This is a genomic window from Streptomyces sp. NPDC058295 (genome assembly GCF_042880655.1).
Lineage (GTDB): Bacteria > Actinomycetota > Actinomycetes > Streptomycetales > Streptomycetaceae > Streptomyces > Streptomyces coriariae.
In genome coordinates this window covers 1-14,357 of the sequence record NZ_JBHVYO010000043.1, presented here as the reverse complement: position 1 = coordinate 14,357, position 14,357 = coordinate 1, and the positions used below count along the sequence as shown (strand labels likewise).

The 14,357-nt window shown below is 71.0% G+C and carries 15 protein-coding genes; 8 read left to right on the top strand and 7 right to left on the bottom strand.

The annotated features are described in order from the left end of the window. Positions 1-234: 234 nt before the first annotated feature. From ACFVYS_RS34120 to ACFVYS_RS34110, 3 genes are read right to left on the bottom strand one after another with little or no spacing between them, the layout of a single operon-like run. The gene (locus ACFVYS_RS34120; RefSeq protein WP_389508431.1) at positions 235-951 is read right to left on the bottom strand and encodes a cupin domain-containing protein; all 717 of its coding nucleotides are present in this window, start codon (positions 949-951) and stop codon (positions 235-237) included. Next, positions 945-1,874, bottom strand: coding sequence for a PmoA family protein (locus ACFVYS_RS34115; protein WP_389508429.1), 930 nt, complete (start codon positions 1,872-1,874; stop codon positions 945-947). Before ACFVYS_RS34115 ends, ACFVYS_RS34120 begins: the two co-directional genes overlap by 7 nt. Beyond that, positions 1,871-3,109: a Gfo/Idh/MocA family protein gene (locus ACFVYS_RS34110; RefSeq protein ID WP_389508427.1), complete on the bottom strand. Its 1,239-nt coding sequence runs from the start codon at positions 3,107-3,109 to the stop codon at positions 1,871-1,873. Before ACFVYS_RS34110 ends, ACFVYS_RS34115 begins: the two co-directional genes overlap by 4 nt. 425 nt (positions 3,110-3,534) lie before the next feature. On the opposite strand from ACFVYS_RS34110, the gene ACFVYS_RS34105 reads away from it, so the two are divergent. The 6 genes from ACFVYS_RS34105 (at position 3,535) to lnt (ending at position 8,957) form a co-directional block, all read left to right on the top strand. Beyond that, the gene (locus ACFVYS_RS34105) at positions 3,535-4,410 is read left to right on the top strand and encodes an undecaprenyl-diphosphate phosphatase (RefSeq protein WP_389508425.1); all 876 of its coding nucleotides are present in this window, start codon (positions 3,535-3,537) and stop codon (positions 4,408-4,410) included. 171 nt (positions 4,411-4,581) lie between these two features. Next, positions 4,582-4,761 (top strand): hypothetical protein, encoded by a 180-nt coding sequence (locus tag ACFVYS_RS34100; protein ID WP_389508423.1) that lies wholly within the window; start codon positions 4,582-4,584, stop codon positions 4,759-4,761. A 92-nt stretch (positions 4,762-4,853) separates the two neighbouring features. Further along, positions 4,854-5,909: a hypothetical protein gene (locus ACFVYS_RS34095; RefSeq protein WP_389508421.1), complete on the top strand. Its 1,056-nt coding sequence runs from the start codon at positions 4,854-4,856 to the stop codon at positions 5,907-5,909. A gap of 127 nt (positions 5,910-6,036) precedes the next feature. Then, positions 6,037-6,570, top strand: coding sequence for a GNAT family N-acetyltransferase (locus tag ACFVYS_RS34090; protein WP_389508419.1), 534 nt, complete (start codon positions 6,037-6,039; stop codon positions 6,568-6,570). A gap of 131 nt (positions 6,571-6,701) precedes the next feature. Then, entirely contained in the window at positions 6,702-7,169 is a 468-nt protein-coding gene (locus ACFVYS_RS34085) for a nuclear transport factor 2 family protein (protein WP_389508418.1), read from the top strand. Between the two features lie 216 nt (positions 7,170-7,385). Beyond that, positions 7,386-8,957: an apolipoprotein N-acyltransferase gene (lnt, locus tag ACFVYS_RS34080; protein ID WP_389508416.1), complete on the top strand. Its 1,572-nt coding sequence runs from the start codon at positions 7,386-7,388 to the stop codon at positions 8,955-8,957. On the opposite strand, the gene ACFVYS_RS34075 is transcribed toward lnt, so the two are convergent. Beyond that, positions 8,875-9,786 (bottom strand): Gfo/Idh/MocA family protein, encoded by a 912-nt coding sequence (locus ACFVYS_RS34075; protein ID WP_389508415.1) that lies wholly within the window; start codon positions 9,784-9,786, stop codon positions 8,875-8,877. The two genes, lnt and ACFVYS_RS34075, sit on opposite strands and share 83 nt — an antisense overlap. Before the next feature lie 231 nt (positions 9,787-10,017). Here ACFVYS_RS34075 and ACFVYS_RS34070 point away from each other — a divergent pair, with 231 nt between their 5' ends. Together ACFVYS_RS34070 and ACFVYS_RS34065 are read left to right on the top strand one after the other, a co-directional pair. Next, positions 10,018-10,530 carry a DinB family protein gene (locus tag ACFVYS_RS34070; protein ID WP_389508413.1) on the top strand — a complete coding sequence of 171 codons (513 nt, stop codon included), beginning with the start codon at positions 10,018-10,020 and terminating at the stop codon, positions 10,528-10,530. Positions 10,531-10,641: 111 nt separating this feature from the next. Further along, entirely contained in the window at positions 10,642-11,133 is a 492-nt protein-coding gene (locus ACFVYS_RS34065) for a hypothetical protein (protein WP_389508411.1), read from the top strand. 77 nt (positions 11,134-11,210) lie between these two features. Here ACFVYS_RS34065 and ACFVYS_RS34060 read toward each other — a convergent pair whose 3' ends face one another. The 3 genes from ACFVYS_RS34060 to ACFVYS_RS34050 all read right to left on the bottom strand — a co-directional run bounded on the left by ACFVYS_RS34060 (position 11,211) and on the right by ACFVYS_RS34050 (position 14,197). Further along, positions 11,211-11,711 carry a hypothetical protein gene (locus ACFVYS_RS34060; RefSeq protein ID WP_389508409.1) on the bottom strand — a complete coding sequence of 167 codons (501 nt, stop codon included), beginning with the start codon at positions 11,709-11,711 and terminating at the stop codon, positions 11,211-11,213. Between the two features lie 117 nt (positions 11,712-11,828). Further along, complete coding sequence (gene ung / locus ACFVYS_RS34055; RefSeq protein WP_389508407.1) at positions 11,829-12,521, bottom strand: uracil-DNA glycosylase; 693 nt, start codon at positions 12,519-12,521, stop codon at positions 11,829-11,831. Between the two features lie 92 nt (positions 12,522-12,613). Then, on the bottom strand, positions 12,614-14,197 hold the full coding sequence (locus tag ACFVYS_RS34050) for an ABC transporter substrate-binding protein (protein WP_389508405.1): 1,584 nt from the start codon (positions 14,195-14,197) through the stop codon (positions 12,614-12,616). Positions 14,198-14,357 lie beyond the last annotated feature (160 nt).

Genomic DNA, 14,357 nt, shown 5'->3' with positions numbered 1-14,357 from the left:
ACCCGGATGAAGTCCCTTGTGCCGCCCCGGATTCCGTGGCCTTCGCATCGGAATCGCCGCCGCCCCCGCATCCGGCCACCAGAACCGCTGCGCACAGGGCCGCCGCCGTCACTCTGATCCGCACCCGCTGACTCCCCGCTCTCGGCATCGGTCGATTGGATCATTCCGGCGGAGAAGCCGCAGGAGGATCACGGAAACTACGTCAGCCGTCCCTCGTGCGCTGATGACCCCGCGCTATGGCAGCGCGTACACGTCCAGCCACCCGCACATCCCGAACTTGCCGTGGGCCGTGGGGTGTTCGGCCCGGACGGCGGCCTCGCCGAGGTGGGACACATCGCCGTCCGAGAGCCGGTCGAGCTGCTCGCCCGTGGCCTGCGCGGCCGCCCGCGCACCGCGGAGCCAGCGCTCACGCCACTCGGCCAGCCGGGGCTCCACCAGCGCGGCGGCGGACCGGTGGAACGCGGCCAGGGCGGCCGGACCGTCCGCCGCCTCGCGCAGCGCGCGGTAGCCCTCCAGCGCGAGGTCGCGCCGGGCACGGGCGATCCGGGCCTGCTCCTCCGGGGGAGCGTCGGCCGGGATCACGGTCGCGGCGGCGTACGTCTCGGGGTCGGTGAGGTACTCCGGCGGCAGGGTGAGCACGGCGTCGCCGGCCTCCGGCAGCCCGCTGTTCTGCATCAGCACGGTGATGCGCAGATCGTCCCCGTTGACGAGTCGGTGGACGGTGCCCGGCGTGAACCAGGCGACGTTGCCGGGCGTGAGGGGCGTGATCTCGTACCCGGACGCCGTCAGGGTCTGCACCGCCCCGTGCCCGGCCGTGACGACGTACCCCTCCGAACACGTCAGGTGCATATGAGGAGTTCCGCCGCGCAGACCGTCCGCGGCGGGCCAGTCGTACACGCGCAGGTGCGAGACGGCGACCCCGCCGGGTAGTCCCCCGTATCCGCTCACCACGGATGTGCCTCCAGGTACTTGGCGATCTCCTCCCGCTCCCAGGCGCCGTCGGCCACCACCACGCGGTAGCGGCGGGTGAGCGTGTCACCGGGGGCGAGCTCGAGCTCGTCGAAGAAGGACCAGGACGGGGCGATGCCCGCGAAGGGCTCGTTGCGGACGAACCAGTGTGCGGGGTGGGCCCCTCGGGCGCCGGAGTGGTCGTTCTCGGGAGCGTGCGCGAAGACGACGGTGGCATGACCGTCGGCACCGTCGTGCTCGCCGGAGAGGGCCAGCCAGGGGCTCTGCGAGGCCATCAGTCCGGGGCCCTCCCCGTCCGGGCCGATGATCCGGCCGTCGCGGAAGGCGCGCGGGCCCCGCCAGAACAGGCCCGTGTATCCGGCCAGTTCACGCCCGGCGGTGGTCGGGCTGCCGAAGCGGAGCGGCTCGTCCCTGCGGTTGGTGACGGCGCTGGTCCAGGTCAGCGCCCAGGAGCCGGTGTCCGGGTCGACGTCGTGCACCTCGATCCGGCGCGCCTCCTGCGCCCACAGCTCGCCGCTGTACGGATGCCAGGTCAGCCGCTCGGCGATGACGACCCGGCCGTCGGCCACCGACACCTCGTCGAAGCCGACGTGCGCCATCGAACCGACCCGCTCGGGGAGTTCGAGATACCCCTCGCCGTGCACATACGAGTTGCCGCCCCACAGGTTGGCGCCCGAGAGATGCGAGGCGGTCAGCGACAGCCCCTTGTGCCAGCGGTGGTCGTTGGGCCGGTAGTCGGTGACGACGTCACCGGCGAGGGTCCGCAGCGGGTGGATGTACGGCCTCGGCGCCTCCCACGCCACCTCGGGCCGGTAGACATAGGCGAGCAGCTCGACGCCGGTGGCCGAGTCGGTCACCGTGACCCGGTCGCCGTGCGCGTGGACGAGCCGCAGACCGCCGGTCACGCCGGCACCTCCGCGTTCTTCTCCGCGCTCGCGTTCGTCCCTGTCCCCGTCCCCGTACCGGTACCGGTCTCCGTCGCCGTCGCTGTCGTCATGGCGACCGTGGCCGGTGCCCAGCCGGGGGCACCGCCGTGCAGGGCCGTGTAATAGGGGTCGCCCGGCCCGATCTCGCCGCGTCGCACCGTCGTGTCGGTGAACGCCGACTTGTACAGCGCGCTGATCAGCTCCAGGCTGGTGCGCCCGTCCGCGCCGCTGCTGCGCGGCCGGCGGCCCGCGCGCATGCTCGCGACCAGCTCGCGCAGCTGCGCCAGGTGCGAGCTCGGGACATCGGCGCCGAAGTCCTGCCAGGCCGCCGCCAGGTCGCCGGAGACGTCCGGCGCGGGGGTGATGTGCCAGTTGGCGTTGGAGTGGCCGTAGAGGTGGGTGAGTTCGACGGTGGCGCGCTCGCAGTCGATACGGATGCGGCTGACCTCGTCGGGACTCAGGACACTGTTGACGACCGTCGCCATGGCCCCGCTCTCGAAGCGGACCAGGGCGGTGGAGACGTCCTCCGTCTCCACGTCGTGCACGAGCCGGCCGGCCATCGCGCGCACCTCGCTCCACGGGCCGAGGAGGTCGAGCAGCAGGTCCATCTGGTGGATGCCGTGACCCATCGCCGGGCCGCCGCCCTCGGTCTGCCAGCGCCCGCGCCAGGGCACGGCGTAGTAGGCGGTGTCGCGGTACCAGGTGGTCTGGCAGTGCGCGACCAGCGGCCGCCCGAGGGCCTGCTCGGCGAGCAGCCGCCGCACGTGCCGGGTCCCGGATCCGAAACGGTGCTGGAAGACGATCGCGGAGTACGGCCCCGCCGCCGCGCCCTCCTCCGCCTGCACGGCGTCGTAGTCGGCGAGGGTCGGCACCGGCGGCTTCTCGCACCACACCCAGGCGCCGGCCCGCAGCGCCGCCACGCTCTGCTCGCGGTGCAGGGTGGGCGGGGTGCAGATGGTCACCAGGTCGGGGCGCTGCTCCGCCAGCATCCGCTCCAGGTCGGTGTACGCGTGCGGAACCCCGCTCTGCGCGCAGAAGGCCTCGACGGCGGTGGCATCGATGTCAACGGCCGCCACGACCTCGGCCTCGCCCTCGGCGGCGAGCTGCTGGAGTGCGGGCAGATGGGAGCCGCGCCCGATCGCGCCGATACCGACGATGGCGGCCCGGACACGGCGGCCGTCGAGCGCGGCAGGCAGCGGAGTGGATGGGGGCATGGGCGTGATCAGCACTCCTCCGACGTACGGCCGAGCGGCCGGGGGGCCAGCAACCGAGGGGGAAGCGTGCAGTACCTGCACACAGCAAGCGCTTTCCCTTCGGCAGCAACGTATGCGGCGGCCGGGCGGCCGGTCAACCATGGGGACACCTGTCCGGCGTACCGATCCGCACGTGAGCCGCCTGGGGGAGGGCGCGGTGGGGTCGGGCGCGTGCGCGTCGCGTGAGGTTTCCCGTCGCTCGCGGGGAGGGGGCGGCCGCCGTCGGCGCACGAGCTCGCGTGGCGCCTGCGAAACCCCTGTGCCGGGCCTGTCATCCGGGAACGCTACGCTTCCCCCCGGCACACACCTGATCACCTGATCATCGCGCGCGACGGGCCGGCCGTCGCCGTCGCCCTCTCCGATCGGCACTTGGACTCCGTAACCTCATGTCTTGGTTTGAATCCCTCATCCTCGGACTCGTCCAGGGGCTGACCGAGTTCCTCCCCGTCTCCTCCAGCGCGCACCTGCGGCTGACCGCGGCGTTCTCCGGCTGGGAGGACCCCGGCGCCGCCTTCACGGCGATCACGCAGATCGGCACGGAAGCCGCGGTGCTGATCTACTTCCGCAAGGACATCGGCCGGATCATCTCGGCGTGGAGTCGATCGCTGTTCGACAAGACGCTGCGCAAGGACCACGACGCCCAGATGGGCTGGCTGGTGATCGTCGGCTCGATCCCGATCGGTGTGCTGGGCGTGACGCTCAAGGACCAGATCGAGGGCCCGTTCCGCGACCTGCGGATCACCGCCACGATGCTCGTCGTCGTCGGCATCGTGATCGGCATCGCCGACCGGCTGGCGGCCCGCGACGAGACGGGCGGGAAGCACCGCGCGCCCAAGCAGCGCAAGAACCTGGAGGACCTGGGCGTCAAGGACGGCCTGATCTTCGGCCTCTGCCAGGCCTGCGCGCTCATCCCCGGCGTCTCGCGTTCGGGCGCCACCATCAGCGGCGGCCTGTTCATGGGCTACAAGCGCGAGTCCGCGGCCCGTTACTCCTTCCTGCTGGCCATCCCGGCCGTACTGGCCTCCGGTGTCTTCGAGTTGAAGGACGCGGTGGAGGGCGGTCACGTGGCGTGGGGGCCGACGATGTTCGCGACGGTGATCGCCTTCGTCTCCGGATACGTGGTCATCGCCTGGTTCATGAAGTTCATCAGCACCAAGTCCTTCATGCCGTTCGTCTACTACCGCGTCGTGCTCGGCATCGTGATCATCGCCCTGGTCGCGACCGGCGCACTGAGCCCGCACGCGGCGGAGTCGGCGGGCTGACCGGCGCCGCTCCACTCCCCCGTGGGGCTGCGCGTCGCCGCACGGATCGGCCCTCTCGCCCGAACCGGCCGGAGGGCCGACGCAGTTGATCGATCAGCCGTGACCAAGCCCATAACCGCGCGCGTAGCCGTCCGGTAGCGCAGTGTCAGTGCTTGCGCCTAGGCTTGGCTCATGTCCCCCAACTCTGCGCCCTCTGGTTCCGTGCGGTCCGCCGCCGAGTTAAATGAGCGGATCCGGGCCCTTTGGCTGCGCGCGGGCGGTTCGCTCTCCGCCCAGGAGCGGGCAGAGTACGAGCTGCTGGTCGTGGAGTGGGCCATCGCGATCCGCGGCGAGGTCGTCAAGGCGGCCTGAGCCCAGGGCTCTCCCCTCCCTCGCCGCACACCTCCCCTTGACGCCCCCTCCCCCTCTTCTCCCCTCTCCCCCGTGTCGTTCCATGTCGCTCCGTGTCGCCCCGTGTCGGGACCGCGACCGTCCGTTACGCTCGCGTCGCCACAACGGTCACGATCTTCATGGAGGGCAGGACGGCGAGGATCAAGCGTGAGCGCCTCGTCAGAACGCTGACGTTCTGGCTGCGTCCCGCCTTCGCGTTGCGCGTCATCAGCCGGTTCCAGAAGATCGTGGGCTTCGACCGGTCGATGGCCCTGGCATCCAGCGCGTTGACCGCACTGGTGCCGCTCTCCATCCTCATCGGCGCCGTGGTGAGCAGCTTCGTGCACTACGACGCCGCGGAGCAGATCATCAAGCGCTACCACCTCACCGGCGCGGGCGCGACGGCTGTCAGCTCCCTCTTCTCCCCCGCGGAAGAGAGCAGTGCGAGCGTGGGCGTCTTCGGAGCCGTGTTCCTGACGATCTCGATCCTCAGTTTCGCCCGGGCGGCACAGCGCCTCGTCGAACAGACATGGGAACTCAGCCCGCTCAGCGTGCGCAACACCCGTAACGGCCTGTGGTGGGTCCTCGGCCTGGGCGGCTACGCACTGTGCACCGCCTCGCTCACCGCGCTCCTCGGCAAAGGCGAACTGGGACTGGTCGCCTCGGTGTGCGAGGTACCGGTGACCGCCGCGTTCCTCGTCTGGAGCGGACGGCTCCTGTCGGCGAAGCGCGTCGGCTGGCGGGACCTGGTGCCCTTCGGCATCACCGCCGCCGTCCTGACGGCGGCCTACTCGGTGGGCGCGGCCGTCTATCTGCCGCGTCTGTTCAACTCCTACGCCGCACGCTACGGCGTGGTGGGAGCGGTCTTCGCGATGATCTCCGCGCTCTTCGCCGTCATGCTGGTCATGGTCGGATCGTCCGCACTGGGGCGCGAGGTACGAGACGAACTCGACCGGATCCGTCAGGGTCACCGCCCCTCCGACCACGAGGTCCGACGGCAATGGGACGCCATGGTCGAGCAGACCCGCTCACGGTGGCGCACAGCACGGGGGCAGATTTCTCGCCGTCAGAACCACCAGACCGATCAGACCGATCAGACGCAACAGGCCAAGAACCCCGACGACCCCTGAGAGCCCCGCAACGACCTGAACGGGGCCGGGACGTGACCCGGACCGTCCGGCCGACGCCACTGACCGACCCGGGCGCCGGTCACCGCCGATTACCGGTGAGGGTCCCGCCACGGGCAGGATGGTCACCATGACCGAGATCCACACCCCCCGCCTCCTCCTCCGCCGCTGGAACGACGACGACCTCGTGCCGATGGCCGAGATCAACGCGGATCCGCACGTCATGCGCTGGGTCGACGACGGGTCGGTTCTCGACCTGGACCGGACGGCGGAGGCCATCGAGCGGTGGGAGGAGGAGTGGGACGAGGAGGGCTTCGGACTCTTCGCCGTGGAGCTGCTCGGCTCGGGCGAACTGGCCGGCTTCACGGGCCTGTCCGTGCCCGAGTTCCTGCCGGAGGTACGGCCCGACGTGGCGATCAGCTGGCGGTTCGGATCCCAGTTCTGGGGTCAGGGGTACGCGTCCGAGGCCGCCCACGCGACGCTGGAGTTCGCCCTCCAGGACCGCGGCCTGGACCGCGTCATCAGCATCAACCGGATCGGTGACGACGCCTCCGAGAACATCAGCCGCAAGCTCGGCATGACACCGGAACGCGAGACGGTGCACCCGGTGCACCGCTTCGCGTTGCACGTCCACGCCATCGACCTCACCGAGTTCGACGGGTGACGGAGCCTCGCACGGAGACCGCGTTCACGGCGCAGCGGCCCGACCGCACCTGCGTGCACGCGGGCACCGAATTACCGGATCGTTCCCGCACAGAGCTTGGCTGAGCAGCCCCCATGCCCAACACTCGGGCCATGACGCAGCGTGTGGAACTCGCCGCAGTGATGGACCGGCTGGCCGTGGACGGGTTGGTCACCGACTATGCGGTGGCGGTCGACGACGGTGACTGGACGGCGTATCGGGAACTGTTCACGTCGGACGGGCGGGCGGACTACCGCTCGGCCGGTGGTATCGAGGGGGACGCCGGGAACGTCGCCTCATGGCTCGCGGAGACCATGCGGGTGTTCGCGATGCGACAGCACCTCATCGTCAATCGCCAGGTGCGCTTCGGGGTCCTGGAGCAGGACACGGGCGACACGGCCCGGGTCCAGGCCGACTACATCAACCCGATGCGGCTGGCCGCCGCCGACCAGGACGACTCGGCGGGCGCGCCGGACTTCGTCTGTGGCGGCAGGTACTCCTTCGGTCTGCTGCGGACCGACGACGGGTGGCGGGTGCGCGAGGTCGTCGTCCGGGAGAAATGGCGGCGCCTGCCCGGCTGAGCCGCAAGCGGCGGCAGAGGCACGCGGCACCCAGCGGAAGACACCACGCGCGAGGCGGGGGCAGGAAGCAGGAAGCAGGAAGCAGGAAGCACCAGGGGCGCACACCGAGCGGAGGCGGTGGCGCCTCGCGAGGGCCGGGCCGAAATTCTTCCCCTGTCGGAGATCGTCCGACGCGCGCACACTGGAGGCACCCCTTCGGGGGTAGGGAGGTGCCGTATGAAGACGTTCGGACTCTGGCTCACCTCCCCCTGGCGGCGTACGGCCGTCGCGGCTCTCGCGGGCGCGCTGCCCGTGCTCGCGTTCCCCGCACCGGCCCTGTGGTGGTGGGCCTATCTCGCGCTCGTCCCATGGATCCTGCTCGCCCGCTCCGCGCCGACGGGGAGGCGGGCCGCGTACGACGGATGGAGCGGCGGGTTCGGTTTCATGCTCGCCATGCACCACTGGCTGCTGCCGAGCCTGCATGTGTTCACCCTGGTCATCGCCGCGCTGCTGGGCGCCCTGTGGGGGCCGTGGGCGTGGCTGGTCCGCCGGTTCCTCACCGCGGACGTGATCCCCAACCGCGGGCGGGTGTTCGCCGCGCTGTTGGTCCTGCCCTCGGGCTGGCTGGCGATCGAGCTCGTCCGCTCCTGGCAGGGGCTCGGCGGGCCGTGGGGCATGCTCGGGGCCAGTCAGTGGCAGGTGGAGCCCGCGCTGCGGCTCGCCTCCGTCGGCGGGGTGTGGCTGCTCAGCTTCCTGGTGGTGGCGGTCAACGTGTCGGCCGCCGTCCTGGTCTCCGTTCCGGCGTCACGGGCCCCGGCCGTCGCCGGTCTCGTGGCCACCGCCGCCACGGCCTCGGCCGCGTGGATGTGGGCGCCGCGCCCCGACACCGACGGACAGGCCCGGATCGCCGTCGTACAGCCGGGGGTGATCGACGGGCCCGACCGGCGCTTCGACCGCGAGGAGCAGTTGACCCGGCGGCTGGTCGGGCAGGACGTGGACCTGATCGTGTGGGGCGAGAGCAGCATCGGTTACGACCTCGACGACCGGCCCGACCTGGCCCGGCGCCTGGCGGAGTTGTCCCGCGTCACCGGCGCCGACATCCTCGTCAACGTCGACGCCCGCCGCTCCGACCGGCCCGGCATCTACAAGAGCTCGATGCTCATCGGGGCCGAAGGCCCGACCGGCGACCGGTACGACAAGATGCGGCTGGTTCCGTTCGGGGAGTACATACCGGCCCGCTCGCTGCTCGGCTGGGCCACCTCCGTCGGCAAGGCGGCCGGTGAGGACCGGCGGCGCGGCACCGAGCAGGTCCTGATGGACGCCGGGCACGGGCTGCGCATCGGACCGATGGTGTGCTTCGAGACCGCGTTCCCCGACATGAGCCGGCACCTGGCCGGGGACGGCGCGGACGTGCTGGTCGCGCAGTCGTCGACCTCCTCCTTCCAGCACAGCTGGGCGCCCGCGCAGCACGCCTCGCTGGGCGCGCTGCGCGCCGCGGAGACCGGGCGGCCGTTCGTCCACTCCACGCTCACCGGTGACTCGGCCGTGTACGACGCGCGTGGCCGGCGGGTGGGCTCGTGGCTGGGCACGGACGCGAGCACGACGGCCGTCTACGACGTCCCGCTCGCCGACGGCGTCACCCCGTACGTCCGCTACGGCGACTGGCCGGTCCACGGGGCGCTGCTGGTGCTGCTGGCCCTCGCGCTCACGGAGGGCGCGCGGACGGTCAGGCTGCGGCGGACTGCTCCCGCACCGCTCGTACCACCCGCTCGCACAGCTCATGAGTCGCCAGCGCGTCCCGGGCGCTGAGCACCTTGCCCGCGCGCACGGCGTCCAGGAAGGCGAGGACCGCCTGTTCGATGCCGCGCTGCCGGGCCACCGGCACCCAGTCGCCGCGCCGCCGCACGGTGGGCTGCCCCTTGTGGTCGATCACCTCGGCGAGGTTGACGACCTGACGCTTGGTGTCCTGCCCGGACACCTCGAGGATCTCCTCGTTGGAACCGCTGAGCCGGTTCATCACGCCGAGCGCGGTGAAGCCGGGGCCGGCGAGCTGGAGGACGACGTGGTGCAGCAGGCCGTCCTCGACGCGGGCGCGTACCGTCACGTCGTCGACCGGGCCGGGCGCCAGGAAGCGCAGTGTGTCCACGACGTGGATGAAGTCGTCGAGGATCATCGTGCGGGGCTGTTCGGGCAGTCCGACCCGGTTCTTCTGCATGAGGATCAGCTCGCGCGGGTGGTCGGCGCATTGCGCGTAGCCGGGCGCGAGGCGTCGGTTGAAGCCGACGGCCAGGGACACGTTCCGCGCTTCCGCGAGCGTGACGAGCCGCTCGGAGTCGGCGAATTCGTACGCGAGGGGCTTGTCCACGTACGTGGGGACGCCCGCCTCCAGCAGTCGGGAGACGATCTCGGGGTGGGCGGCGGTGGAGGCGTGCACGAAGGCCGCGTCGGGGCCGGCGGCGAGGAGCGCGTCGAGGTCGTGGTGGCGCTGCTCGCGGGGCAGGCGGAGGCCGTCGGCGACCCGGTCGAGGGTGGCCGGTGTGCGGGTCTGGAGGTGGAGCTCGATCCCGGGCAGCGCGCCGAGCACCGGCAGATACGCCTTCTGCGCGATGTCGCCGAGTCCGATGCAGCCGACCTTCACGGGCGCTCCCTCGCTAGCTGTCCCACGCTGCCCGGCCTACTGCCCGGCCTACCGTGTACGGCAGCATACGGGGCCCTTCCCCGGCCGCCGTCCGTCGGTCCGCGAGGTGCGCGGACGCCCGGCCCGGAGGCGGTGCGCGGGGATCCCCGGGGGTGTTCAGGGGCATGTCCGGCTGCCGCGTCGAGTGAAAACCCGTGGTGGCGGAGGGCTGCTCGGAGCCACCATGCGGGGATGACGACGCAGCGCACCGGACCCGCCCAGAACGCCGACGAACGCGCCATGCTGGAAGGTTGGCTGGACTACCACCGGCAGACCCTGGCGTGGAAGTGCGAGGGACTGACCGACGCCCAGCTGCGCACCGCCTCGGTGCCGCCGTCCGAGCTGTCCCTGATGGGTCTGGTGCGGCACATGGCCGATGTGGAGCGCAGTTGGTTCCGCAGGGTGCTCGTGGGCGACGGCGCGGGGCCGATCCACTACAGCGACCAGGATCCGGACGGCGAGTTCCATCTCACCGAGCGGGACACCTGGGCGGAGGCCCACGCCACCTGGCAGGCCGAGATCGAGGTCGCCCGGCGGCATGCGGCGGGCTTCGCCCTGGCCGAGCTCTCCCGCGGCCGGAGCAGGTTCACCGACGAGCCGTTCAGCCTGCGCTGGATCTACACCCACATGATCGAGGAGTACGCCCGCCACAACGGTCACGCCGACCTGATCCGGGAGCGCATCGACGGTTCCACCGGCGAGTGACGTCAGCGCGGGCGGGCCCGATCCCTCGTACGGGGTACGAGATCACCCGTGCGGGGCAACCTCCGCTTCTGCGCTGTTGCTCGGGCGGGCGGAACCAGCAGAGTTGCGCGGGTGCATCGAACGACGACGACTACCGCAACGCTCCTGGTCACCGTGGCCGTCTCGGCCCTCGCGGGATGTGTGACCGTCCAGCGCCCGGCCGCCCCCGGTCCCGTCCTGGCACCGTCCCGGCCGTCCGTGCCGCGGCCGGAGGGGCGGGCCGAGGTGCAGGTCGTCCAGGCGCCCGCCCGGGAGGCGCTGGAGATGGTCGGGCCGCCCCGTGAGCCGGAACGGGATGCACCGACGGCCCCGGCACAGCGGCGGCGGACGACGGCGCTGCCGGGGGCCGGCGGAGCCGGACAGCCGCCCTCGTCCCGTCCCCGCCCGCACCCCCTGCCGCCGCACCCGGAGGCCCGGCGGCAGGCGCTGCCCCGCGTGGCGATCCCGGACATCGAGAAGGAGGTGCGCAGGAACACCGATGTGTGCGCGCTCGGCAGGACGTACGGCGGATGGCAGGGTGACAGCCCGGAGGCGGCGATCTGCGAGCAGGCCTACGGGCGGTGAGGGTTCAGGTGCCGTGGACGTCGCAAGACGACCGCCCGGCCGCTCTCACCACTCCCGCGACGACGGCCACGCCGCTCTCACCACTCCCGCTCCCACTCGCCCCGTCCCTCCCACTCGCCTTCGCCTTCGCCCGGCCCCAGTCTCAGTTCCAGCCGACTGATCGCCGCCCGTACGCCGTCCCCGTAGCTGTCGTCCCTCAGTGCCACGGCCGCCGTACGGGCCCTGCGTACATGGGTACGGGCGGCCTCGGCCCGGCCGAGTTTGACGTAGTCCGCCGCCAGGTTGAGGTGCAGCGACGGATAGAGCGCCCGCACCTCGACCGAGCCGACGTGCTCCTCCGCCGCCGTCAGCGCCCGCAGATCCCACGCCAGCTCGTCCGAGGGATCGTCGTGGGTGTCGGCCAGGTAGTGGGCGAGGGTGCAGCGGTGCAGCGGTGCGCCGCCCTCGCCGATTTCCGTCCACAGGTCAAGGAGGCGGCGCCGGGCCTCCTCGCGGTCTCCCCCGTGGTGCAGCATCACGACCTGCCCGATCCGCGTCAGCAGGGCGTCCGACACCGTCTGCCCCTGTCGCTCCGCCACCACGGCCTCCTTGCGTCGTTGCGACGACGCTAGCCGCAGGCATCCGCAATCCCGGTCAGGCGGCACCGTGCCGGTCCGCGGAGGAACCGGCCCGGCGGCAGGTGCGGTCACCCGAGGTCAGACCTGGTCGGCCAGGTTCGGGACGGTCCAGTCGATCGGGTCGTGGCCCTGCTGTGCCACCGCCTCGTCGATCTGCGTGAACGGGCGGGAACCGAAGAACTTCTTCGCCGACAGCGGCGAGGGGTGGGCGCCCTTGACCACGATGTGCCGGGTCTCGTCGATGAGCGGGAGCTTCTTCTGCGCGTAGTTGCCCCACAGGACGAAGACGGCCGGGTCGGGCCGGTCGGCCACCGCGCGGATCACCGCGTCCGTGAACTTCTCCCAGCCCTTGCCCTTGTGCGAGTTCGCCTCGCCGGAGCGGACCGTGAGGACCGCGTTGAGCAGCAGCACGCCCTGCTGTGCCCACGGCATCAGGTAGCCGTTGTCCGGGATCGGCGTGCCCAGCTCCGCGTGCAGCTCCTTGTAGATGTTCCGCAGGGACGGCGGGATCTTCACTCCCGGCCGCACCGAGAAGCACAGGCCATGCCCCTGGCCCTCGCCGTGGTACGGGTCCTGGCCGAGGACGAGCACCTTCACCCGCTCGTACGGCGTCGCGTCGAGCGCGGCGAAGACCTCCTCGCGCGGGGGGTAGACGGGGCCGGCCGCCCGCTCCTCCTCGACGAACTCCGTCAGCTCCTTGAAGTAGGGCTGCTGGAGTTCGTCGCCCAGAACCCCGCGCCAGGACTCGGGCAGCATGGCGATGTCGGTCACGTCAACGTCCTCGGGTCGTGCGGTCACTTGCAGAGCACAGAACCTACAGGCGACCACTGACAACCGGCCCCGCGGACCGGTCCACCGACCGTCTACCAGCTGGTCTTCCGCGTCAGCTCCCACATCATCATGATCGTCGACGGGTCCAGGGACCGCTCGCCGCCCGAGACGTCCTCGGAGGAGGCCAGGTACTGCTTGCCCTGCCACAGCGGCAGCAGCCGGGCGTCGTCGACGAGGATCTGCTGGGCCTCCTCGAAGTCCTGCACCACGTTGGCACGGTCGCTCTCGCCGCGGGAGCGGGGCAGCAGCACCTGCGTGATCTCCTTCGCCGGGTAGGGCGTGCCGAGCGCGTTCTGATCGCCGACGAAGGGGGCGATGAAGTTGTCCGCGTCGGGGAAGTCGGGGGCCCAGCCGCGCCCGAACACCGGGTACTCGCCCTTCTGGTAGCCGACCACGTAGGTGTTCCAGGGGCGGCTCTTCAGCTTGACCGAGAACAGGCCCGAGGCGTCGAGCTGCCTCTTGATCTCCTTGAACTCCAGGGCGGTGTCGGAGCCGTAGCGGTCCGTGGTGTACCAGAGGGTGAGCGGCACGGTCTCGGTGATCCCCGCCTCGGTGAGGATCTTGCGGGCCTTGGCCTTGTCCGGGTCGCCGAAGGAGTCGAAGAAGCCGGTGGTGTGGCCGGTCAGGCCGGACGGGACCATGGAGTACAGCGGCTCGACCGTGTCCTTGTAGACCTCGTGGGCGATCGCGGCCCGGTCCACGATCTGGGCCACGGCCCGGCGTACGGCGACCTTGTCGGACCACGGGTCCTTGGGGTTGAACACCAGGTAGTTGATGTTGCTGCCGGCGCCCTCGATGAGCTGGAGGCCCTCGTTGGCGGGGGTCTTGCCGTCCAGGTCGACGATGTCGTCGGCGGCGAGACCCTGGTAGGTGATGTCGATGTCGTCGCCGCGCAGGGCCTTGACCATCTCGCCGGAGTCCTGGAAGTAGCGGATGGTCACCGCGTCGTTCCTGCGGTCGGCGAAGCCCTTGTAGTTGTCGTTCCGTACCAGTACGGCCTGCTTGCCCTCTTCGTAGGACTGCAGCCGGTACGGTCCGGAGCCGACGATCCCGTCGTCCTTGCGCAGGGCCTTCGCGGAGTAGTCCGCGGGGTCGACGAGGGACATGCCGGGGGTGGCGAGCACGAACGGGAAGGTGGCGTCGGGCTTGTTGAGCCGGAAGAGCACCACCTGGTCGCCCTTCGTCTCGACGCTGTCCAGGCTGCCCAGGAGTCCGTTGGGGCCGGTCTCGGCGTTGATCGTCCTGATCCGGTCGATCGAGTGCTTCACGGCCTTCGCGTCCAGCTTGTCGCCGTTCGAGAACTTGAGGCCGTCGCGCAGTTCGCACTTGTACGTGCGATTCGAATCGTCCGTGAATTCACAGGACTTGGCGGCGTCCGGCTGGGGACTCGTCGCTCCGTTGGGGTAGCTCAGCAACGTCTGGTAGATGTTGCGGAACAGCTCCCAGGAGCCGTCCCAGGCGGCGGCGGGATCGAGCGTGCTGGGAGCACTGGTGGTGCCCACGACGATCGGTCCGGCATCGTCGGAGCTTTCCTCTCCCAGGAGGCTGCATCCGGCCACCAGGGATATGGACACGATCGCCGCCATCTGCTGCAAGGATCGGTTCCGGTTGAACACGCGCACGCTCCTCGATCTGCCATGCCAAGGGTTGGCAGACCATACCGCAGCCCCAGGCGCCGTGAACCCGCGCCCTTGAAGCATTCTTGATCACTTCTGGGTGACTACGTTGTCATCGTCCGTGAGGCGCCCGAACGACGCCACGGGCGCCGTTTCCGTC

What these genes read in the sequence shown, in the direction of transcription:
- ACFVYS_RS34110 (WP_389508427.1), bottom strand. Translation starts at nt 3,109, where the DNA reads ATGCCCCCATCCACTCCGCTGCCTGCCGCGCTCGACGGCCGCCGTGTC.
- ACFVYS_RS34105 (WP_389508425.1), top strand. Translation starts at nt 3,535, where the DNA reads ATGTCTTGGTTTGAATCCCTCATCCTCGGACTCGTCCAGGGGCTGACC.
- ACFVYS_RS34100 (WP_389508423.1), top strand. Translation starts at nt 4,582, where the DNA reads ATGTCCCCCAACTCTGCGCCCTCTGGTTCCGTGCGGTCCGCCGCCGAG.
- ACFVYS_RS34090 (WP_389508419.1), top strand. Translation starts at nt 6,037, where the DNA reads ATGACCGAGATCCACACCCCCCGCCTCCTCCTCCGCCGCTGGAACGAC.
- ACFVYS_RS34085 (WP_389508418.1), top strand. Translation starts at nt 6,702, where the DNA reads ATGACGCAGCGTGTGGAACTCGCCGCAGTGATGGACCGGCTGGCCGTG.
- lnt (WP_389508416.1), top strand. Translation starts at nt 7,386, where the DNA reads ATGAAGACGTTCGGACTCTGGCTCACCTCCCCCTGGCGGCGTACGGCC.
- ACFVYS_RS34070 (WP_389508413.1), top strand. Translation starts at nt 10,018, where the DNA reads ATGACGACGCAGCGCACCGGACCCGCCCAGAACGCCGACGAACGCGCC.